We start from the raw sequence: 23,356 nt of genomic DNA on the forward strand, positions 1-23,356 counted from the left end.
TCAAGGAGCAGCTGCGGGCCATCCCCGACAAGGGCATCGGCTACGGCCTGCTGCGCCACCTCAACCCCGACACCGCCGCCGAACTGGCCGGCCGGCCCGAGCCGCAGATCGGCTTCAACTACCTCGGTCGCATGGGCGCCGCCGACCCCGCCGAACAGGCAGCCGCCGACACCGTGCGCGTGCGCGACCTCGCCGGCGCCGGCGACGCCGGAATGCCGCTCGGCCACACCCTCGAGCTCAACGCCGCCACCGTCGACCACCCCGAGGGCCCCCGGCTGACCGCCTCCTGGACCTGGTCCGGCGAGCTGCTGACCGAGGACGAGGTCCGGGAGATCGCCCGGCTGTGGTTCGCGGCACTCGAGGCCCTCGGCGCACACGCCGCCCAGCCCGGAGCGGGCGGCCTCACCCCGTCCGACCTGCCCCTGGTCACCGTCGCCCAGGACGAGATCGACCGGCTGTCCGCCGCACCCGGCGGCCTCGCCGACGTCCTGCCGCTGTCGCCGCTCCAGCGCGGACTGCACTTCCACGGCCTCTACGACGACACGGTCTCCGACGTCTACACCATCCAGTCGGCGCTCGCCCTGGACGGACCGGTGGACACCGCCGTGCTGCGGCACTCGGCCGAGGTCCTGCTGCGCCGCCACGACAACCTCCGGGCCTGCTTCGTCACCGGTGCCTCGGGAGAACCCCTCCAGGTCGTCCCGGCCGAGGCCGAACTGCCCTGGGCGGAGGCCGACCTGAGCCACCTGTCCGGCGCCGCCCAGGACGAGGAGCTGGCGCGGGTGCTCTCCGGCGACCGCGGACGCCGCTTCGACCTCGGCAGCCCGCCCCTGCTGCGCTGCAGCCTGGTCCGGCTCGGCGAACAGCGGCACACGTTCGTCCTGACCGTCCATCACATCGCGCTGGACGGCTGGTCCCTGCCGCTGCTGGTGAGCGAGCTGTTCGAGCTGTACGGACGCGGTGGGGACCCCGCCGGGCTGCCCCGGCCGGTGCCGTACAAGGACTACCTCGCCTGGCTCGCCGCCCAGGATCGCACGGCCTCCGAGGAGGCCTGGCGCTCCGCCCTGGCCGGCCTCGACGAGCCGACCCTGCTCGCGGCCGAGGCCCAGGACCGCGACCCCGTCGCCCCCGAGCGGCTGCAGACGGAGCTGCCCGAGTCCTTCGCGGCGGACCTCGTGGCCCGCGCCCGCGAGCACGGGCTGACGGTCAACACCCTGGTGCAGGGCGCGTGGAGCATGGTGCTCGGCGCGCTCACCGGCCGCGAGGACGTCGTGTTCGGCGCCACCGTCTCCGGTCGCCCGCCGGAGCTGCCCGGCGTGGAGAAGATGATCGGCCTGTTCATCAACACGTTGCCGGTGCGGGTCGCCGCACGGCGCGACGACACGCTGCTCACCCTGCTGCGGCGGGTCCAGACCCAGCAGGCCGGCCTGCTCGCCCACCAGCACCTGGGGCTCGCCGAGGTGCAGCGGCTCGCCGGCCTCGGCGAACTCTTCGACACCGTGCTCGTCTTCGAGAACTACCCGGTCGACTTCGAGGCCCTGGAGACCTCCGCGCAGGAACTCGGCGTGGTCGACGCCCAGGTGCACGACGCCATGCACTACCCGCTGGCGCTGGGCGTCGCCCTGCGCGGCACCCGGATGAGCATGACGTGGCAGTACCGGCCCGACCTGTTCGCCCACGCCGACGTGGAGGCCGTCGCGGACCGCGTGCTGCGGCTGCTCCGGGCCTTCGTCGCCGACCCCGCCCGCCCACTCGCCGGCCTGGAGCTGGTCTCCCCGGCCGAACGCGCCGTCATGACCGCCCCGGGAACGCCGGGGGGTACCCCGGCGCACCCCGCCACGTTCCCCGAGCTGTTCGCCGCCCGGGTCGCCGCCCACCCCGACGCCCTCGCCGTGGACGCCCCCGGCCTCCGGCTCGGATACGCGGAACTGGACGAGCGCGCCAACCGCCTGGCGCGGCTGCTCGTGGCGCAGGGCGCCGGCCCGGAGCAGACCGTGGCGCTGGTCCTCGGCCGCTCCGTGGAGTCCGTGGTCGCCCAGCTCGCCGTGCTCAAGTCCGGCGCCGCCTACCTGCCCGTCGACCCCGAATACCCGGCCGACCGCATCGCGTTCATGTTCCGCGACGCCAGGCCCGGCGCGGTCCTGACCACCGCGGCCCACCGTGCCGCCGTGCCCGAAGGGGCCGTCCCGCACATCACCGTCCTCGACGACGCGGACGTCGCCGCACGGCTGGACGGCCTGCCCGGCACCGCCGTCACCGACGCCGACCGCGTGGCACCGCTGCGCGTGGACCACCCGGCGTACGTCATCTACACCTCCGGCTCCACCGGCGTGCCCAAGGGCGTGGTCGTCACCCACCGCGGGCTCGCCGACTTCGCCGCCGCCGAGCACGAGCGGTTCGACGTCACCCCGGACAGCCGGGTCCTGCAGTACGCCTCGCCGAGCTTCGACGCCTCGGTGATGGAACTGTGCATGACCCTGCTCGCCGGTGCCGCCCTCGTGGTGCCCGAGCCCGGCCCGCTGGCCGGCGACCCGCTGGCCGGCATCCTGGCCGACCGCGGGGTGACCCACCTGCAGATCCAGCCGGCCGTCCTCGCCACCCTCTCGCCGGACGCCGTGCCCGGACTGCGCAGCCTCGCCGTCGGCGGCGACACCGTGCCCACCGACCTCGTGGACCGGTGGAGCCGAGGCCGGCGCTTCGTCGTGGCCTACGGACCCACCGAGGCGACCGTGGCCACCACCCTGTCCGAGCCGCTCGCCCCCGGCAACGGCACACCGCCCATCGGCCGGCCGGTGCCCGGCAGCCGCGCCTACGTGCTGGACGCCGCGCTGCGGCTGGTACCGCCGGGCACCGCCGGTGAGCTGTACCTGTCCGGAGGAGCGCTGGCCCGCGGCTATCTGCGCCGGGCCGCGCTCACCGCCGAGCGGTTCGTCGCCGACCCGTTCGGCCCGCCCGGCGCGCGCATGTACCGGACCGGGGACATGGTGCGCCGCCGTGCCGACGGTACGCTCGACTTCGTCGGCCGCGACGACCAGCAGGTCAAGATCCGCGGCGTACGCATCGAACTCGGCGAGATCCAGACGGTCCTGGCCCGCCACCCCGACGTCGACCGGGCCGTGGTCGTCGTCCACGAGACGCAGCCTGCGGTCAAGCGCCTGATCGCCTACGTCGTCGGCGCGGACGGCCGGACGCCCGACCCGCAGGCGCTGACCGAGCACGTCGCCGCCGCGCTCCCGGCACACATGGTGCCCGCCCTGTGCGTCCCGCTCGACGCGCTGCCGCTGACCGTCAACGGCAAGCTCGACCGCAAGGCCCTGCCCGAACCGGAGGCCGCTCCCGCCGAACTCACCCGCGAACCGCTCAACGACACCGAGGCGACGCTGTGCACGCTGTTCGCGGAGGTCCTCGGCGTCGAACGGATCGACGTGGCGGAGAGCTTCTTCGCCGCCGGCGGCGACAGCATCAGCTCGATCCAGCTGGTCAGCCGCGCCCGCAGCGCCGGACTCGCCTTCAGCCCGCGCGACGTGTTCGTCCACCGCACCCCGCAGGCCCTCGCCGAACTGCTGCTGGGCCGCGAGGAGGAACCCGCGGCGGAACCCGCCGAGCCCTCCGACGGGGTCGGTGACGTGCCGCTGACCCCGATCATCCACTGGATCCGGGAACGCGGCGGCTCCATCGACCGCTTCAACCAGACCATGTCGCTGCCCGTCCCGCCCGGCACGGACGCCGCCACCCTCACCGCCGCCCTGCAGGCCGTGCTCGACCACCACGACGCGCTGCGCATGACCCTGTCCCGGCTCGGCGCCGACTTCGGCTGGTCCCTCGAGATCGCCCCGCCCGGCACCGTACGCGCCGAGGACTGCGTCCACCGGGTCGACGCCGCGGCCCTGCTCGCCGCCGGCCTCGACGAGGCCGAACTCGACGCCCGCGCCGTCGCCGAGACCACCGCGGCCCAGGCGCGGCTCGATCCCGAGGCCGGCGCGATGGTCCGCTGCGTCTGGTTCGACGCGGGCACCGACGCCGCGGGCACCCTCACCCTCGTGGTCCACCACCTGGCCGTCGACGGCGTGTCCTGGCGCATCCTGCTGCCCGACCTGGAGGCCGCCCTGGAGGCTGTGACGGCCGGCCGCGGCGTCACCCTCGAGCCCGTCGGGACCTCCTTGCGCAGCTGGGCCCGGCGCCTGACCGAACTGGCCGCGCAGCCGGAGCGGATGAGCGAACTGACGCTGTGGCGGAACGTCCTGGACGGCCCCGACCCGATGCTGACACCCCGCCCGCTGGACCCGGCGCGGGACACCTTCGGCACCGCCGCACGGCTGACCCTCCGCCTGCCCGCCGAGTACACCCGGCCGCTCCTCGGCCCCGTCCCGGCACGCTTCCACGCCGGCATCAACGACGTGCTGCTGACGGCGCTCGCCGTCGCCGTCGCCGACTGGCGGCAGCGCACCGGGCGGGGCACCGGCACCGACGTCCTGATCGACCTGGAGGGCCACGGCCGCGAGGAGATCACCGACGGAGTGGACCTGTCCCGCACCGTCGGCTGGTTCACCAGCCTGCACCCCCTGCGCCTCGACGCGGGCCCGCTCCCCGACGAGGAACTGTGGTCGGGCGGACCGGCGGCGGGCACGGCCCTGAAGCGGATCAAGGAGCAGCTGCGCGCCCTGCCCGACAACGGCATGGGCTACGGCCTGCTGCGCCACCTCAACCCGCAGACCACCCAGGTCCTCGCCCGCTACCCGCAGCCCCAGATCGGGTTCAACTACCTCGGCCGCCTCGGCACCGCCGAGGAACCCGACAGCACCGAGCCCGAAGTCGACCGCGACCTGTCCGGCGTCGCCGAGGCCGCCATGGCCCTGCCGCACGCCCTCGACCTCACCGCCACCGCCGTCACCCACCCCGACGGCCCCCGCCTGACCGCCACCTGGATCTGGGCCGGGGAGCTGTTCTCCGACGACGACGTGCGCGACCTCGCCGAGAGCTGGTTCAGGGCGCTGCGCGCCCTGGTCGACCATGCCGAAGCGGCCACCGGCACGGGCGGCCTGAGCCCCTCCGACCTGAGCCTGGTCACCGTCGACCAGGACGAGATCGACCGCCTGGAAGCGGCCACCGACGGCCTGGCCGACGTCCTGCCGCTCTCCCCGCTCCAGGAGGGTCTGCTCTTCCACGGGCTCTACGACGAGCGCGGCGCCGACGTCTACACCACGCTGTTCGCCTTCGACCTGCGCGGCCCCCTGGACCCCGCCCGCCTGCGGGACGCCGCCGGCGCGGTGCTGCGCCGGCACGACAACCTGCGCGCGGCCTTCCGCCCCGGCGCCACCGGTCAGTCCCTGCAGGTCATCCCGCGCGACGTCGAGGTGCCCTGGCGGGAGGTGGACCTCAGTGCCCACGACCCCGGCACGCGCGAGAGGGAACTCGAACGGATCACCGCCGAGGCGCCCGCCGAGCGGTTCGACCCGCGCACCCCGCCGCTGCTGCGCTTCACCCTGGTCCGCACCGGTCCCGAGACCCACCGGCTGCTGCTGGCCAGCCACCACATCCTGTTCGACGGCTGGTCGGGCCCCGTCCTGACCGGTGACCTCTTCGAGCTCTACCGCAACGGCGGGGACGTCACGGCGCTGCCGCCCGTGACCCCGTACAAGGAGTACCTCGCCTGGCTCGCCGGGCAGGACCGGGCCGCCGCCGAGGAGGCCTGGCGCAGCGCCCTGGCCGGCGTGGACGAGCCCACCCTGGTCGCGCCCGCCGACCCGGCCCGCGAACCGCTGCGCCCCCGCATCCGCGAACTGACCCTGTCGCAGCGGGCGACCGCCGGCCTCACCACCGCGGCCCGCCGCCACGGCGTCACCAAGAACACGGTCGTCCAGGCCGCCTGGGGCCTGCTGCTGGCCGGGCTCACCGGCCGCGACGACGTCCTGTTCGGCGAGACCGTCAACGGCCGCCCCGCCGAACTGCCCGGCGTCGAGACCATGGTGGGCCTGTTCATCAACACCCTGCCGGTGCGGGTGCGCATCGAGCGCGGCGACTCGCTGCTCGACGTGGTCACCCGGCTGCAGGAGCAGCAGTACGGGCTGCTGCCGCACAAGTACCTCGGCCTGACCGACATCCAGCGCATCACCGGCACCCAGGCACTGTTCGACACCTCCACCGAGTTCAGCAACTACCCCGTCGACAAGGAGAACCTGGAGGAGACCGCGGAGGACCTCGGCATCGTCGACGCCCGCATCCAGGACGGCACCCACTATCCGCTCGCGCTCGGCACCTCGGACAACGGCACGGCCCTCACCCTGCGGATCGACTACCGGCCCGACCTGTTCGACGACGGCACCGCCCGCGCCCTCGGCGAGCGGCTGCGCGGCCTGCTGGAGGCGTTCGCCGACGACCCCGGCCGGAGCGTCGACTCCCTGGCGACCCTGACCGCGGCCGAGCGCCACACCCTGCTCGTGGAGTGGAACGACACCGCGACCGACGTGCCCGGACAGGCCGTGCCCGAACTGCTGCGGGCCCGGGCGAAGCGCACTCCCGACGCCCCGGCCGTCGTCTTCGGCGACGTGACGCTCAGCCACCGGGAGCTGGACGAACGCTCCGACCGGCTCGCCGGCCGGCTGGCCGGCCTCGGCGTCGGCCCCGAGACCCCGGTCGCCGTGCTGATGGAGCGCTCCGCCGACCTGCCCGTGGCCCTGCTCGCCGTCCTCAAGGCGGGTGGCGCGTACGTGCCGCTGCGCGAACGCGATCCGCTCGCCCGGCAGCAGCAGGTCGTCACCGACACCGGCGCCCCCGTCGTGGTCACCGACGCCGCCCTCGCGGACCGGGCGGCCCGCCTCGGCGTCACCGTGGCCGGCGCGCACGAGGACACGCCGGGCACCGCCCCGCGGCGCACCGTCCTGCCGGAGCAGCTGGCGTACGTGATGCACACCTCCGGCTCGACCGGCGTGCCCAAGGGCGTGGCGATCACCCACCGGGACATCGTCGAACTGGCCGTGGACCGGCGCTGGCAGGGCGGCGCGCACCAGCGGGTGCTGCTGCACTCGCCGACGGCGTTCGACGCGTCCACCTACGAGCTGTGGGTACCGCTGCTGAACGGCGGCACGGTCGTCGTCGCCCCTCCCGCGGACCTCGACGTGGCCGGCCTCGGACGACTCCTCACCGCCCACGACGTCACCGCCCTGTGGCTCACCGCCGGGCTGTTCCGCCTGGTCGCCGAGGAGGCACCGCACAGCCTGGCGGGCGTGCGCGAGGTGTGGACCGGCGGCGACGCCGTACCGGCCGCCGCCGTGCGCAGGGTGCGCGAGGCCTGCCCGGACACCGTCGTCGTGGACGGCTACGGCCCCACCGAATCCACCACGTTCGCGCTGTCCCACGCACTGGCCGCCGACGCCCCGGTGCCCGCCCGGATACCCATCGGACGGCCGCTGGACAACATGCGCGCCTACGTCCTGGACGGCGCGCTGCGCCCGGTCCCCGTCGGAGTCGTCGGCGAGTTGTACATCGGCGGTGCGGGGCTCGCCCGCGGCTACACCGGCCGGCCGGGCACCACCGCGGAGCGGTTCGTGGCCGACCCGTTCGGTCCGGCCGGCTCCCGGCTGTACCGCACCGGAGACCTGGCCCGCTGGACGGGCGAGGGCGTCGTGGAGTTCGCGGGCCGCGTCGACGAGCAGGTCAAGCTGCGCGGCTTCCGCATCGAACTCGGCGAGATCGAGGACCGCCTCGGCCGCCACCCGGCCGTCGCCCAGGCCACCGTCGTCGTCCGCGAGGACCGGCCCGGGGACAAGTGCCTGGCCGGGTACGTCGTCGCGGCGGCCCCCGTGGAGCCGGGGGAACTGAAGGAGTACCTCGCCGCGGAACTCCCGGACTACATGGTGCCGTCGTCGCTGCGGCTGCTGGACGCGCTGCCGCTGACCGCCAACGGCAAGCTGGACCGCAAGGCGCTGCCCGCCCCGGAGCTCGGCGGCTGGGCGGAGCGCCGCGCCCCGCGCGACGAACGGGAGCAGACGCTGTGCGCCCTGTTCGCCGACGTCCTCGGGGTGCCCGAGGTCGGCATCGACGACAGCTTCTTCGACCTCGGCGGACACTCCCTGCTGGCCACCCGGCTGGTCAACCGGATCCGCGGCGCGCTGGGCGCCGAGGCGCCGGTACGGGCCGTGTTCGAGGCGCCGACCGTCGCCGCGCTCGCCACCCGGCTCGGTGCGGCCGAGACCGCCCGGCTGCGCCTCGCCCCGGCCGAACGGCCGGCCCGGGTGCCGCTCTCCCACCAGCAGCGCAGGCTGTGGTTCATCGACTCGGTGGAGGAAACGGCCGGTTCCTACAACATCCAGCTGGCCGTCCGGCTGCTCGGCGACCTGGACGCGCCCGCCCTCCAGGCGGCCCTGAGCGACGTGGTGGAGCGCCACGAGACGCTGCGCACCGTCTTCCCCGCCGAGGGCGGCACGCCCCACCAGCGGGTGCTCGACGCCGGCGAGGCCGCCCCCGCCCTGGAGACCCGCGCGGTCACCGAGGACGAACTGGGCGATGTACTGGCCGAGTCGGCCGCGTACGCCTTCGACCTGGCCACCGGCCTGCCGCTGCGGGCCCGGTTGCTGCGCCTCGCCCCGCGCGAGCACGTGCTCGACCTGGTGCTCCAGCACATCGCGGCCGACGGCTCCTCTCTGGCGCCGCTCGCCCGCGACCTCGGCACCGCGTACGCCGCCCGGCGGGCGGGACACGCACCCGAGTTCGAACCGCTTCCCGTGCAGTACGCCGACTACGCGCTGTGGCAGCGCCGGGTCCTCGGCGACGAGAGCGACCCGGACAGCCCGTTCGGCCGGCAGCTGCGGCACTGGCGCACCGCGCTGGCCGGACTCCCCGAGGAACTGGAGCTCCCGGCGGCCCGGCCCCGCCCGGCGGACGCGGCCGGCCACGGCGGCCGTGTGCCGCTGGTACTGCCCGACGAGGTGGCCGAGGGCGTGCACCGGCTGGCGTCGGAGAGCGGCGCGAGCCTGTTCATGGTGCTGCACGCCGCCGTCGCGGCCCTGCTCCACCGGCTCGGCGCCGGCACCGACATCCCGGTCGGCACCGTCGTGGCGGGCCGCGGCGACGAGGCCCTCGACGACCTGGTCGGCTTCTTCGTCAACACCCTGGTGCTGCGCACCGACCTGAGCGGTGCCCCCGGCTTCCGGGAACTGGTGGACCGGGTGCGCGCGGCCGACCTCGCCGCGTTCAGCAACCAGGACGTGCCCTTCGAGCGGCTGGTCGAGGAGCTCAACCCGCCGCGGGTGCTCGGCCGCAACCCGCTGTTCCAGGTGGCGATCAGCCTGGAGAACAACGAGGAGGCCCGGCTGGACCTGCCCGGCCTCACCCTGGCACCGCAGCCGACCTCGGCGGACATCGCCAAGTTCGACCTGTCCTTCTCGTTCGGGGAAGTACCCCGCGACGGCGGCACCAGCGGTATCGGCGGCGAACTGGAGTACAACAGCGCGCTGTTCGACCGTGCCACCGCCGAGGCGTTCGCGGACCGCCTGACCCGGCTGCTCGCCGCGGTCGTCGCCGACCCCGCCGCCGGCATCGCCGACCTCGACCTGCTGGCGCCGCACGAGCGGTCCCTGCTGGCGGAAGCCAACGACACCGACCGGGAACTGCCGGGCGGGACGATCGTGTCGCTGTTCGAGGAGCGGGCGGCCGAGCGGCCCGGCGCACCGGCCGTCACCGGAGGCGGGACCACCCTCGACTACGCGGAACTGGACGCGCGGGCCGGACGGCTGGCCCGCCGGCTCGCCGCCGCGGGGGTCACCCCCGGCGACCGCGTCGCGATCCTTCAGGAACGCTCGGTCCATCTGCTGGTCGCCACGCTCGCCGTCCTCAAGGCGGGAGCCGCGTACGTCCCGCTCGACGTGCGCTACCCGGTGCCGCGCCTGGAGCACATCGTCGCGGAGACCGGCTGCGCCGTCCTGCTCACCGACGAGGCCATGTCCGGCGTGGAGTTCGAGCACACCGCTCGGGTGCTGCGGGCCGACCTGGAAGCCGACGGCGACGACGACGGTCCGGCCGGTCCGCTGCCGGACGGGCCGGTCCACCCCGACCAGCTGGCCTACATCATGTACACCTCCGGATCGACCGGCCGGCCGAAAGGCATCGGGATCACCCACGCCAACGTGGTCGCGCTGGCCGCCGACACCCGCTGGCGCAGCGGCCACGAACGGGTCCTGATGCACTCGCCGCACGCCTTCGACGCCTCGACGTACGAGATATGGGCCACCCTCCTGCGCGGCGGGCAGCTCGTCGTGGCGCCGCCCGGGCAGCTGGACGCGGCCGGGCTGCGCCGGCTCGCCGGGGAGGAGCGGCTGACCGCGGCCTTCATGACCACGGCGCTGTTCAACCTGCTCGCCGAGGAGGACCCGGCCTGCTTCGCCCCGCTCAGCGAGATCTGGACCGGCGGCGAGCAGGTCTCCCCGGCCGCCTTCCAGCGCGTCCTGGACGCCTGCCCCGACACCACGGTGGTGCACGTCTACGGCCCGACGGAGACCACGGTGTACGCCACCTGCCTGCCGCTGCGCGCCCCGTACCGCACCGGCCGCGGCATCCCCGTCGGGCGGCCGATGGACAACATGCGGGCCCATGTCCTGGACGACCGGCTGCGGCCCGTCCCGGTCGGTGTCGCGGGCGAGCTGTACCTGTCCGGGGCGGGCACGGCGCGCGGTTACGTGGGCCGCCCGGGGCTGACCGCGGAGCGCTTCGTCGCCGATCCCTCCGGGCCGGCCGGCGGACGGATGTACCGCACCGGCGACGTGGTGCGCTGGGACGCCGAGGGACGGATCGAGTTCGTCGGGCGCGTCGACCACCAGGTGAAGATCCGGGGCCTGCGCATCGAGCTCGGCGAGATCGAGACCGTCCTGCAGGACCAGCCGCAGGTGTCCCGCAGCCTGGTGACGGTCCGCGAGGACCGGCCCGGCAGCAAGCAGCTGGTGGCGTACGTCGTGCCGGTGCCCGGCGCGGACACCGCGGGCCTGCGCGAGCAGATGGCGTGGCGCCTGCCGGACTACATGGTTCCGGCCGCGTTCGTGGCACTGCCCGAACTGCCGCTCAACACCAACGGCAAGGTCGACCGCACGGCGCTGCCCGCCCCGGACTTCGGTCCGTCCGGCGGCAGCCGCGGGCCGCGCAACCCGCGCGAGGAACTGGTGTGCCGGCTGTGGGCGGAGCTGCTGAAGCTGGACCGGGTGGGCATCGACGACAACTTCTTCGAACTCGGCGGCGACAGCATCATCTCGCTCCAGCTCACCAGCAGGATCCGGTCCGTCCTCGGTGCGGACCTGTCCAACCGGGCCCTCTTCCAGGCCCCGACGGTGGCGTCCCTGCTGGAGCTGATGGGGGCCGGCAGCCGGCCGGACGACTCCTTCGAGGTGGTCCTCACCCTGCGCGACGGGGGAGAGGCGGCCCCGCTGTTCTGCCTGCACCCGGTGGGCGGGGTCAGCTGGATGTACTCCGGTCTGCTGAGGTACGTGGACGGCTCGCACCCCGTGTACGGCATCCAGGCCCGCGGACTCGCCCGGGACGAGCCGCTGCCGCGCTCGGTGCCGGAGATGGCGGACGACTACGTGGCGCGCATCCGCGAGGTCCAGCCGTCCGGCCCCTACCACCTCCTCGGCTGGTCGATGGGCGCGATCCTCGCCCACGAGGCCGCCGTCCGGCTCCGGCAGCAGGGACAGGAGGTCGCCCTGCTCGCCAACCTCGACCAGGTGCCGATGAGCGCCGAGGACCTCGACGGCGAGTACACCGAGGCCGACGAGCAGAAGGTCCTGCTGGCCCTGCTGGACTTCGTCGGCCGCGACCCGGGGATGTTCGGGGACGGCCCGCTGCGGCACGAGGAGGTGATGGCGGTGCTCCGCGAGGAGGGCAGTGCCCTCGCCACCTTCGACGAGGAGCACATCATGCGGATCGGCGCGGTGAACAACAACAACTGGCACCTGACGATCGGCTTCGAACCCGGCGTCTTCGACGGCGACGTCCTGCTGTTCGTGGCCACCCGGGACGAGGACCACCCGGACGACAAGACCGCACGCTCGGTGGCCCGCCTGGGCCGCTTCGTCACCGGTGCGGTGGAGGTCCGCGAGGTCGACTGCGAGCACCGGCAGCTGCTCCAGGCCGGACCCGTCGCCGAGATCGGCCGTGCCCTGAACGACCGGCTCGGCGGGCGCTGACCACCCCCGCACCACCGGGCCCGGCTCCGTACCAGCGCCACGGCAGCCGGGCCCGCGCGCTGCCCGCGCGCTGCCCGTGCCGCTCCGTGCGGATCTGCCGATCGGCAGATGTGGCGGCGGACCACCGCGAGCCATGCTGAACGTGCAACGACCGAAGGAGAGGCAGGCGCCATGACACGGGTGGAGAACGCGCCCTTACGACGAGCGGCTCGCGCCGGGGACCGGGCGCACGGCCGGCCCGCCCTGATCGGCTGGGCGGCCGTCGCCGCGCTGACGGCCTACGGCCTCGCTCATGTCCACTGGGCCCTGGGCGGGTCGGGCTTCCCGTTCGGCGCCGCCGACGCGAACCCGGAGTACTCGGCCTTCGAGCACGTCGGCCGGGACCGGCTCGCGCCCTGGATGGCGACGGGGTTCCTGCTCAGCGCCGCGGTGGCCGTGCTGCTCGCGCTGCCCGGCCGGCGCCGGGTCCCGACCCCCGTGCTGCTCGGCGCGACGGGGCTGTCCGTCGCCGCGGTGCTCGGGGCGATCGCGGACTTCCGGATCCTCGGCAATCTGGCCTACGTGTTCATGCTGAGGTTCAGCGCCATCAACTGGACCGTCGTCAACCAGGTGTTCGCGGTCGTCGCCGTCGGGCTCATGACGATGTCGGCGGTCACCTACCAGCGGCGCACCACCGGGGCCTGTACCGCCTGCGGGCGCACGGACTCGCGGGCCGACTGGACCTCGAGGGAGTCCGCCGCACGCTGGGGGAGGAGGGCCGCCTACACCGCTGTCGCCGTGCCGCTGGTGTACGCCAGCACACGCTGGGCCTGGGCGCTGGGCTATCCGCTCGGCATCTCCGACAAGATGTGGGAGGAGGGCAAGGAGGACAAACTCTGGCTGTTCGGCGCCGCCCTCGCCACGATGGGCGCGCTCGGCTCGCTGCTCACCCTCGGCCTGGTGCAGCGCTGGGGTGAGGTGTTCCCGCGCTGGATCCCCGGACTGCGGGGCAGGCGGGTGCCGTTGGCCCTGGCGATCGTGCCCGCCTCACTCGTCGCCGTCATGGTCACCACCGCCGGGATCATGTACATCCGCCTGCACTTCCAGGGGGCCTTCGAGGACCCGGCGGCGAACTGGGGCGCCACCGTGCCCGAGACCATCTGGCCGGTGTGGGGCGCGGCCCTCGCGGCGGCCACGCTCGCCTACTACTTCCGGCGGCGCGGGGCGTGCAAGCACTGCGGCCGGGGCGGCCCGCAGGCTGTGGCGGCGGAGCCGGCGCAGGACCTCGATTCGAATTCGTCGATGCGTGCTTGAGCGGCTGTCCGGCGCCGGATTCAATGAACCGGCACCGCGAGACAGAAGTCGGCAATACAGCACACGGCAATACAGCACACGGCAAGACACGGACAGCACGACAGGAAATACCTTCCGAACCCGCTGATTCACAGACCGGCGGCTTCGGGCCCGCCTTCCCCCGCCGGGCCCGGAGCCGCCTTTTTTCGTGTCCTCGCGCCGGCCGGGATTCCCGCCGAGATCTGCTGAACGGCAGATGCGCCGACCGGATCGCGGGCCGCAGTCTTGTTTTCACGACGACAGGAACCGCACCCTGCGGGGAGCGGTGGGAGAAGGACGACCGTCATGGCAGACACAGCCGTTGAAGAGCCGGACAGCCTGCGGGCAGCGATGAATTCCGAGGACCCCGCGCCCCACCGCCGCTGGTGGCACCGGTGGCCGGACTGGTCGGGCCGCCTGGTCGTGGTGTGGTCCGTCCTGTACGGCCTCGCGGGCCTGTACTGGGCCCTGGGCGGGGACGGGTACCCCTTCACCAAGACCGTCGAGGACCGTTCCTCCTCGTCGATCCTGGAGCCGAGCAGCGCTGCGGTCGTCGCCCCCGTGATGGCGGTGTTCGGTGCCGTGGGGGCGGTCGCCGGGACGCTGATGGTCCGCGGACGGGGCACCGGCCGCACCCGCCGTGCGCTGCTCGCGTTCGGCTGGACGGCCGGCGGCCTGCTGACCTTCCTGATCCCCGACTACTCGCTGCTCGGACTGCTGGTGTTCTCGCCGGTGCTGCTGGTGTTCGTCTTCACCGGGGTCCCGGGGCCGCAGGACCTCGGCGACATCCTGTACTGGCACCGCATCCACCTGATCATCGTCTTCGTCGGCGGGCTGCTCTGGATCGCCACCACGCTGGCCTACCAGCGGCGAACGGGCGGCAGTTGCGTGCGCTGCGGGCGCGGCGAACGGGCGGCGGCGTCCTGGACCGACCCGGCGGCGACACTGCGCTGGTCCCGCTGGGCGGTGTGGATCGCCGTCATCTCCACCCTCCCGTACGACATCACCCGGATCGCCTGGTACTTCGGCTGGCCGCTCGGCATCACCGACGAGTTCCTGAAGGACATGCAGGAGACCCCGAACATGCTGGAGATGGGCCTGGCTCTGGGGGCCGTGTCCACGCTGGGCAGTCTGCTGATGCACGGTCTGATCGCGCGGTGGGGGGAGGTGTGGCCTCGCTGGGTGTGGTTCAAGCGCGGCCGGCCGGTCCATCCCGCGACCGCGGTCGTGCCCGCGTCCGTCGTGGCCGTGGTGCTCGTCCCGGCCGGTCTGATGGCGATCCGGGACTTCGACCCGCACATGTGGGGAACGCTGGGGCCGTCCGTCTTCTGGGCGGTGTGGGGCGTCGCGCTGGGCGTGGCGACCTTCGGCTATCACCTGCGCCGCCGCGGCGGCTGCGCGCACTGCGGCCGTGGCTGATTCCCGTCGCGATCGCGGAGATTCGCCAGGTGTCCGGAAACGAATTCGTCGATCTGCGACGGAGCGGCGATGTCCGCCACTTGTTCCATGGATTTCCGTACGCCGAACCGACGGCATGACCGACGAGAGACACGGAGGAACGGGAAATGAAGAGGATCACTCGCGCGATGGGCGCCGCAGTGGCCGGGCTCGCGCTGGTCGGCGCCGTGCACGGCACCGCCCGGGCCGCCGTCCCGGAAGCGGCCGCGTCCGTGCCCGGCTGCGTGGTGGCCAAGCCCGTCCACCTGGTGACGGTCACCGTGCGGATCACCAACAACTGCTCCACCACCCAGCAGGTGAACGTCCAGTACAGCAAGGGCGGGGTGCGGTTCGTGCCGGACGAGTGCCACACCGTCGCACCGGGCCGGACGGTCAGCACCGGCGAGCCCTCCTGGGTCGCGGACCGCTACGTGGGGCTCATCCCCTGCTGAGCCACCGCCCCCGGCACACCGGGGCCCGGAACCAGTCGCTGGTTCCGGGCCCCGGCCGTGTCCGTGTCCCGCGGTCAGGTCGCGCGGCGGAAGCTGCGGACCGCCAGCGGCGCGGTGACGGACACGATCACCACACAGGTGCCGAGGGTGGCCAGCACGGTCGCCGTGCTGGGCTCGCCGAGCGCCAGGTCCCGGGCCGCGGTGATCGCGTACGACATCGGGTTGACCTCGGCGAACGCCCTCAGCCAGCCGGGCAGTCCCTCGGCCGGCACGAACGCGTTCGAGGCGAACAGCAGCACCATGTTCACGATGCCCCCGATGGGCTGCAGGGCCTCCGGCTTCCTCACCCACGCGGACAGCGCCATGAACACCCAGCCGAGCGACCAGCCGAGCATCACCGCGACCAGCATCGCGCCGAGCGAGCCGAGCAGCCCGCCGTCCGGGCCGTACCCGAAGACGAGCGCGGCGGCCGCCAGCATCACCAGCATGTTGACGCAGTTCAGCACGGTGTCGGCGATGCTCCGGCCGACCAGGACCGACCCCGTGTGTATGGGCATCGCCTTGAAACGGGCGATGATCCCGTTGTTCATCTCGGTCGTCAGCGCCACCCCGGACTTCAGGCCGGCGCTGATGGAACCGGTGACCAGGAAGGCGGGCAGCAGGTAGTCGATGTAGCTGACGCCCGCCGGGAAGGCGGAGGTCTGCGAGACGCTCTTGAAGACCTGGCTGAACACGGTCAGCATCAGGATCGGCTCCAGGACGCCCGGCAGCACCAGCGCAGGCTCGCGCAGCGCCCGGAGCGACCGCCCCGACAGCACGGAGACCTGCCGGAGCACGCCGGCCCCGCCGTAGCGGAGCGGCCGCGTGAGCGCGGAGGCCGGGGCCCCCGCTTTCTGATCGGTGGTGAGGGTCATGGGGGCATCCCTGCCTAGCGTCCGTCGGAGTGGTTCAGGGCCATGTACACGTCGTCCAGCGAGGGTTCGCAGAAGGCGAGCCCCGCGAGGTCCACGCCCGCCTCGTCGGTGGCCCGGACGACCTGGGCCACGGCGGTGGAGTCCCGTACGGGCATCGTCAGCACCAGGCCGTCGCCCTCGTGCGCGGGGCTGAGACCGGCCCTGCGGAGCGCGGCGGCCGCCGGCTCCCGGTCGTCGGCGCCGCGCACGGTGACCGACACCGACCGGTGCCCGATCCGGTTCTTGAGCTCCTCGGCGGTGCCCGACGCGACGACCCGGCCGGACGACAGCACCGTGATCGAGTCGGCGAGGACGTCCGCCTCCTCGAGGTACTGGGTGGTCAGCAGCACGGTGGTGCCCTCCCGGACCAGCCGCTGGACGACGGTCCACAGGGCCCGGCGGGCCGTCGGGTCGAGCCCCGTGGTGGGCTCGTCCAGGAAGATCACATCGGGGTCCCCGACCAGACTCGCCGCCAGGTCGAGGCGCCTGCGCATGCCGCCGGAGTAGTTCTTCACGGCGCGGTGGGCGGCGTCCGTGAGGGAGAACAGCTCCAGCAGTTCCTCCGCGCGGGACGCCGCCTGGGAGCGGGTCGCGCCCAGCAGCCGGGCGATGAGCAGCAGGTTGGCGTGCCCGGACAGGGTCTCGTCGACGGCCGCGTACTGACCGGTGAGCCCGATGCGCCGACGCACCTCTCCGGGATGGCGCACCACGTCGACCCCGGCCACCCGGGCCTGCCCCGACGTCGGTACGGCGAGCGTGCTGAGGATGCCGACGACGGTCGTCTTCCCGGCGCCGTTGTGCCCGAGCAGGCCCAGCACGGTGCCGTGCGGCACCGTGAGACTGACCCCGTCGAGAGCCTTGGTGGAGCCGAACGTCTTCGTGACGTCGGTCAGTTCGATCATCGGGGTGTCCATGGAATTCCCTTTCGCTGGATCCCGGAAGTCCGCTACCGGTCTTCGGGCGTTTTCAGGGATGACCGAAAGGGACCCCATGGGCCGTCACCTACAGCTGTACGGTAGCCGCGCGGCGGGAATTCATGGAGCATGGATCAGAACTGTTGAAGTGGAATTGCGGAATTCCCGGAAATCGCCGTCGGCGTGGTATGCCGCGCCGGAGCGGCGTGCGCCGGCGTCAGCGCAGGGGAAGAACGGCGGTGACCCGCCAGCCGCCGTCGCCGTGGCCGCCGTACTCCAGGCTGCCGCCCAGCGCGCCGGCCCGCTCGGCCAGCCCGGTCAGTCCCGTGCCGCCGCCGCGCCGGCCCCCGTCACCGAGCAGACCGCCGGGCTCCGTGATCGACGGCGGACTGTTGGTCACCGACACGGTGAGGACCGGCTCCGCGGCCTCGGCGTCGAGCGTCACGGACACCGAGACCAGCGGCGTGGCCGCGGCGTGCCGGCGGATGTTCGTCAGCGCCTCGACGACGATCCGGTGCGCGGTGCTGCCCACTTCGCGCGGCACCTGATCGATCTGCTCCGGCGTCAGGTCCATGCCCAGGCACAGCTCGGACCGCCCGGCCGACCGGAACCGGTCGACGACGTCGGGGATGTCGGGCAGCCCGTACGCCCGCGTCTTGCCTTCCCCGGCGGCCGGGGCGGCCGTACCGGCACCGTCGTCGAGCATCTGCACGGTGCGGTCCATGGAGCGGAGCGCCTGCTGCCCGGCGGTCTCGATCTGGCTCAGGATGGGCATCACCTTCTCCGGGTGGTCGCCGCCGACCACCTGGGCGGCCTGCGCGAGAACCACGATGGCGGACACGTCGTGGGCCACGAAATCGTGCAGGTCCCGGGCGAGCTGGAGGCGCTGGTGGCGGCGCGCCTCGTGCACCGAGCGCAGCCGGCGGCCTTCCAGCCCGCGCAGATAGCCGCCGACGGCACCCGCGGCCACCGCACCCAGGGCGAAGAACGTGCACTGCGCGGCCGCCTCCAGCAGCGTCGGCGGCACCTGCAGGCGCAGGATCACCGTGGACGCCAGGACGCCGAGCACCCCGCACAGCACCACGGCGGCCCGCGCGGCGGCGTACCGGGCGACCAGGCAGACCAGCAGCAGGGTGGCACCGATCTCCAACAGTGTCACCAGGCCCGTCGACTGGCGCTGCACCGGCGGGTCGCCGAAGAGTGTGCCCAGCGCCGAGGCGGCCGCCACGACCACGGCCGTCGGCACGATCGGCACCCGGTCGCGCCGGCCGGCCACGGCCAGCGCGCCGAGCACCGCGATCATCATGGGGACGACCGCCCGCCAGCCCGCTGTGGGGCCGGTGACCAGGCCGCCCGTGACCGTTGCGGCCGCGAGCAACGCACAGAGCGGCTGGAGGAGACGGCGGCGGACGGGATTCCCGGACTGGTTACCGGTCGACAGAGGCATCCCGCCGATTCTAGTGACGGCCGGTCAACTCCGCCCGCCCGTGGGCGACATGCCCGATACGAGCGGAGGCGGAGGCTGCGGCGTCCAGCCGTGCACGTCCAGCAGACGGCGCATCTCCTCCGTGGACGACTGCTCCACGACCAGCTCCACCCGGCCGCTCGGCTGGTCCACCGAGTGCTCGATGCTGACGTCCTCGATGTTCACCCCCGCCGCGCTGACCGCCGCGAACAGCCGCGCCAGCGCACCGGGCTGATCCGGCACGGCCACCGGCACCGTGACGTACTCGGTGGGCGGCGTGCCGTGCTTGCGGGGCACCCGCGCCGCGCCGAGGGCGCCCCGCCGCAGTACCCCGTCCAGGTCGGCGGCCGCCTGCCGCCGCAGCGAGCCGTCGGCACCGTGCAGGGCGCGCAGCGCGGCGACGGTCCGGTCCAGATCGGCGGCGCAGGCCTCCAGCACGTCCGCCACCGCCTCCGCGTTGGCCTCCAGGATGTCGCCCCACAGAGCGGGCTCGCCCGCCGCGATGCGCGTCATGTCCCGCAGCCCCTGACCGGACACCCGGATGTGCTCGTCGTCCGCCCCGGCCAGCCGGGCCGCTGTCAGCGACGACACCAGATGCGGGGCGTGCGAGGTCAGCGCCACCGCCCGGTCGTGCGCGACCGTGTCCATGATGACCGGGGTGCCGCCGCACAGCGCCACCAGCTCCAGCACCGGGTTCAGCGCGGACCGGTCCGTGGCCTCCGCCGGGGTCAGCACCCACAGCCGGCCGTCGAAGAGGTCGGCCCGCGCCGCGAGCGGCCCCGAGCGTTCCCCGCCGGCCAGCGGATGCCCGCCGACGTAACGGCTCGGGTCGCCGCCCGCGAGGACGAGGTCCTGGTACGGCCGCTCCTTGACGCTGGCCACATCCGTGTACGTCCCGGCCAGCCCCTGCTCCTGGCAGCGGGCGAGGACCGCGCCGACGTGCGCGGGCGGCACCGCCAGCACGGCGACGTCCACCCGGGCGGGCGGCGGAGCGAGGGAACCCGCGCCGAGGGCCTCGGCGGTCCGGGCCGCGGTGGTGTCCCGGTCGTCGAGGAACACCGCCACGCCCCGCCGGCTCAGCGCCAGCGCCACCGACGTGCCCACCAGTCCGGTGCCGATGACGGCGGCGCTCCTCACAGCTCCACCTCCGCCGGCTCCACGGCGCACGGCCCGGCGGACCGGGCCGTTTCCGCCCGCACGAACCGGGCCAGCCTGGCCACCCCCGCCTCGATCTCCTCGGGACCGAGGCTGCTGAAGGACAGCCGTATCGCCCGGTCGCCGCCCGCCCCCGGGTGGAAGTGCGCCATCGGCGTCCACAGCACGCCGAACTCCTCGGCGGACCGCACGAGTGCCGCGTCGTCCGCGCGGAACGGCACCCGCAGCGTGAGGAAGAACCCTCCGTCCGGCCGGTTCCAGTCCACGCCGTGGACGGTGCGCCAGGACTCGGGCAGCTGCCGGTCGAGCTCGTCCAGCAGGGTCCGCAGCGCGGCACCGTAGTGCTTGGCGGGCACGGCGTTGTACGAGACGAGACTGCCCTCGGCGGCCAGCAGGGCGCCGGCCACCGCCGCCTGGCTGAGAGCCGGGGTGTTGACCGTCACCATGCTCTTGATCCTGGCCAGTTCGTCGGCGAGCAGCCCCTGCCGGCCGCCGGCGTCCACGACCGGCTGGTCGGCGACCACGAAACCGATCCGCGCGCCCGGGAAGACGCTCTTGGAGTACGAGCCGAGATGGACGACCCTGCGCGCGTGGTCGAGGGACTTGAGCGTGGGCAGCTGCGGGCCGGGGCTGACCAGCCGGTACGGGCTGTCCTCGAGGATCAGCAGATCGTGCCGGCCCGCCAGGTCGAGCAACTGCTCGCGCGCCGCCCGGGACAGCGTGGTGCCGGTCGGGTTGGAGTGGTCCGGCACCAGGTACAGCGCCCGGGGACGGCGTCCCGCGGCCCGCTCGGCGCGGACCGCCGCCTCGACGTCCGCGCACCGCAGCCCTTCGGCGCGTTCCTCGACCGGCACCACCGGGATGTCCAGCAGCCGTGCCGCGCCGGTGATGCCGACGTAGCAGGGACTGACGACCAGGAGCACGTCGGCGGGGCCGGCGAACAGGGCGCGCAGTGTCAGCAGCATCGCCTCCTGGCCGCCCACGGTGACCACGATCGACTCCGGTGGCACGTCGATGCCCTCGTCGGCGCGGAGCGAGCCGGCGATCAGCTCACGGATCCGCCCCGCCGTCGGCCCGTACTGGAACAGGGCCGTGCGGATGGCGTCCGGGGAGGCGCCCTGCCCGGCGAGGTGGTCCAGGTAGCGGTGGACGTGGGCGAAGATCTGCTCGGTGTCGAAGAAGCCCTCGTACGGCCGTCCGGGCGCGAAGGAGATCGCCTCGGGGAAGCGCTCGGTGACCTCGTTGAGGAAGGTCATGGTGTCCAGCACCGGGTCCAGGACGCTCCGGTGCAGCTCCTGCCTGCGCAGCCGCACCTCACCGGGCCGGGCGGGCCCGCCCGGCGGCACGTGCTGCTCCGCCGGGTGGTGTCCGGCCGGCGGCACCGGCGGGGTGCGGAGCAGCGCGGGGCCGGCGTCCGCGACCGTCGCGGTGCCGGTGAGGGCCATGGCGTCGGCGAGTCCTTCGGTGAGTAGGCGCAGCACTCCGGACACGCCGTCCCGGCCGCCGGCCGCCAGACCGTGCAGGACCGGACGGCCCACCAGCACCGCGTCCGCACCCAGCGCCAGCGCCGCCAGCACGTCGGACCCCCGGCGCACACCGCCGTCCAGGAGCAGCGGGGCATGCCCGCCGACGGCCGCGGCGACTTCGGCGAGGACGTCCAAGGTGGCCGGGGCGCCGTCCAGTTGGCGTCCGCCGTGGTTGGACACCACGATGCCGTCCGCTCCGGCGGCGCGTGCCCGGACCGCGTCCTCGGCGGTCAGCAGCCCCTTCACCAGCACCGGAAGCCGGCTCACCGAGCGCAGCCAGGCGAGTACGGACCAGTCCATGGCGGGGTCGAGCCCGCGGCGGCCGTGCTCGGCCGGGGACGAGTAGTCGCCCGCCGGCAGGTTGGCGGGTGTGATGCCCGGCGGCAGCCGGAATCCGTTGCGCTCGTCCCGCAGCCGGCGCCCGAGCCGGGGCGCGTCCACGGTGAGGACCAGTGCCTCGAACCCGGCGCGCTCGGCGCGTTCGACGAGTCGGCGGGTGGTCTCCCGGTCGCGGAAGCAGTACACCTGCAGCCACAGCGGCGCCCGCGCCGCCGCGGCGATCTCCTCGAACGGGCGGCCCGCGAAGGTGCTCACGACCAGCGGGACCCCCGAGTCGCCCGCGGCATGTGCCGTCGCCGTCTCGCCCTCGGGGTGCATCAGGGTGTGGTACGCCATCGGCGCCACGGCGAGCGGCGCGGCCCAACGGCGGCCCAGCACCGTGGTGGTGAGCGACGGGACGCCCGCGCCGGTCAGTACCCGCGGCCGCAGCCGGACCCGGTCGAAGGCGCGCAGGTTCGCGGCGAGCGTGCGCTCCTCGCCGGCACCGCCCTCGACGAAGTCCCACACGGCCGGTTCCATCCGGCCGCGGGCACGCTCGGCGAAGTCGGCGACGGTCAGGGCCGGGCGGCGGTCCCCGGCGGTGTCCGGCCGGCCGGTCATGCGGTGACCGCCCTGGCCCGCTCGACCGCTTCGTACAGGGCGCGGATGTTGGCGCTGCCGAAGCCCTGCGCGCCCTGTCGCTGGATCAGTTCGAAGAACAGGGTGCGGCGCTCGAAGGGGGAGCGGCTGAACAGCTGCAGCAGGTGCCCCCACTCGTCCCGGTCGGCGAGGACGTTCGTCTTGCGCAGGTCGGCGATCACCGCCTCGAGCGAGGGGATCCGCTCGGCCAGCGCGTCGTAGTAGGTGTCCGGGGTGCGCAGGAACTCCACACCCCGCGCCTCGAACGCCGTGACGGCCGGGACGATTTCCTCGACGAGGAACGCCAGGTGCTGCACACCGCCGCCGCCGTTGCGCACCAGGAACTCGTCGATCTGGCCGGGCTTGCGGGACACGTCCGGCTCGATGACCGTGAACGTGATCCCGGCGGAGGGGCTGCGCACCACGATGGAGTCCATCGCCTGCTCGCCGACGGCCAGGTACTCGCTGTAGAACTGCTCGAAGCCGAAGCCGTCGAGGTAGTAGCGGACGACATCGTGCAGCGTCCCGGCCTCCAGGCACACCGCGACGTGGTCGAGGGCGGTCAGCGCGGGTGGCGCGGCCTGCGCGGCACCGGCCGGCGTGGACGGCCCGAGGTCGGTCCAGTCCCAGCCGGCGGGCAGCAGGGCCGGCGCCCCGGGCGCCCGCCGCACCAGGGTGTGGCGCACCGTGCCGAAGCCCGACACGACGAGCGTCTCCGGTGCCGGCCCGGTGAGCGCGCGCCCACCGGCGGCCACCGCCTCGTCCCGTGTGGCGACCGGGTCGGTGCAGGCGAAGGCGATGTCCACCACGCCGTCGCCGTGCGCGGCGAGGTGACCCGCGGCGGCCGGCCCCGCGGCGACGACGAGGCGGACGGCGCCCTGCTCCAGCAGCACCGCCTCCAGGCCGGCCGCCGTGCCGCGTGCCCGCGTGCGGAAACCGAACGCGGACGTGAAATAGGCGCAGGTCGCCTCCAGGTCGCTCGTGAGGATCTCGATGTATTCGACGTCGTGTGCGGTCAC

General features: G+C 74.0%; 10 protein-coding genes. 4 read left to right on the forward strand and 6 right to left on the reverse strand.

Features of this window, described 5'->3' with window-relative positions:
* From ACP4J0_RS31085 to ACP4J0_RS31100, 4 genes are all read left to right on the forward strand, one after another.
* The coding region (locus tag ACP4J0_RS31085; RefSeq protein WP_426602050.1) for an amino acid adenylation domain-containing protein at positions 1 to 12,167 on the forward strand (12,167 nt) is incomplete at its 5' end.
* A gap of 171 nt (positions 12,168 to 12,338) precedes the next feature.
* Complete coding sequence (locus tag ACP4J0_RS31090; RefSeq protein WP_426602051.1) at positions 12,339 to 13,460, forward strand: hypothetical protein; 1,122 nt, start codon at positions 12,339 to 12,341, stop codon at positions 13,458 to 13,460.
* Between the two features lie 324 nt (positions 13,461 to 13,784).
* Positions 13,785 to 14,897: an NYN domain-containing protein gene (locus tag ACP4J0_RS31095; RefSeq protein WP_426602052.1), complete on the forward strand. Its 1,113-nt coding sequence runs from the start codon at positions 13,785 to 13,787 to the stop codon at positions 14,895 to 14,897.
* 146 nt (positions 14,898 to 15,043) lie between these two features.
* Complete coding sequence (locus tag ACP4J0_RS31100; protein WP_426602053.1) at positions 15,044 to 15,367, forward strand: hypothetical protein; 324 nt, start codon at positions 15,044 to 15,046, stop codon at positions 15,365 to 15,367.
* 74 nt (positions 15,368 to 15,441) lie between these two features.
* Here ACP4J0_RS31100 and ACP4J0_RS31105 read toward each other — a convergent pair whose 3' ends face one another.
* The 6 genes from ACP4J0_RS31105 to hppD all read right to left on the reverse strand — a co-directional run bounded on the left by ACP4J0_RS31105 (position 15,442) and on the right by hppD (position 23,356).
* Entirely contained in the window at positions 15,442 to 16,281 is an 840-nt protein-coding gene (locus ACP4J0_RS31105; protein ID WP_426602054.1) for an ABC transporter permease, read from the reverse strand.
* Between the two features lie 14 nt (positions 16,282 to 16,295).
* Complete coding sequence (locus ACP4J0_RS31110) at positions 16,296 to 17,234, reverse strand: ATP-binding cassette domain-containing protein (RefSeq protein WP_426602055.1); 939 nt, start codon at positions 17,232 to 17,234, stop codon at positions 16,296 to 16,298.
* Between the two features lie 217 nt (positions 17,235 to 17,451).
* Positions 17,452 to 18,681, reverse strand: a complete 1,230-nt coding sequence (locus ACP4J0_RS31115; protein ID WP_426602056.1) for a sensor histidine kinase — start codon at positions 18,679 to 18,681, stop codon at positions 17,452 to 17,454.
* A gap of 24 nt (positions 18,682 to 18,705) precedes the next feature.
* Positions 18,706 to 19,836: a prephenate dehydrogenase gene (locus ACP4J0_RS31120; protein WP_426602057.1), complete on the reverse strand. Its 1,131-nt coding sequence runs from the start codon at positions 19,834 to 19,836 to the stop codon at positions 18,706 to 18,708.
* Positions 19,833 to 22,319 (reverse strand): aminotransferase class I/II-fold pyridoxal phosphate-dependent enzyme, encoded by a 2,487-nt coding sequence (locus tag ACP4J0_RS31125; RefSeq protein ID WP_426602058.1) that lies wholly within the window; start codon positions 22,317 to 22,319, stop codon positions 19,833 to 19,835. Before ACP4J0_RS31125 ends, ACP4J0_RS31120 begins: the two co-directional genes overlap by 4 nt.
* A complete protein-coding gene (gene hppD, locus ACP4J0_RS31130; RefSeq protein WP_426602059.1) occupies positions 22,316 to 23,356 on the reverse strand; it encodes a 4-hydroxyphenylpyruvate dioxygenase in 1,041 nt (346 codons plus the stop codon). The genes ACP4J0_RS31125 and hppD overlap by 4 nt, the downstream gene beginning before the upstream one ends.

It is taken from the genome of Streptomyces sp. WG7 (assembly GCF_049975785.1).
Lineage (GTDB): Bacteria > Actinomycetota > Actinomycetes > Streptomycetales > Streptomycetaceae > Streptomyces.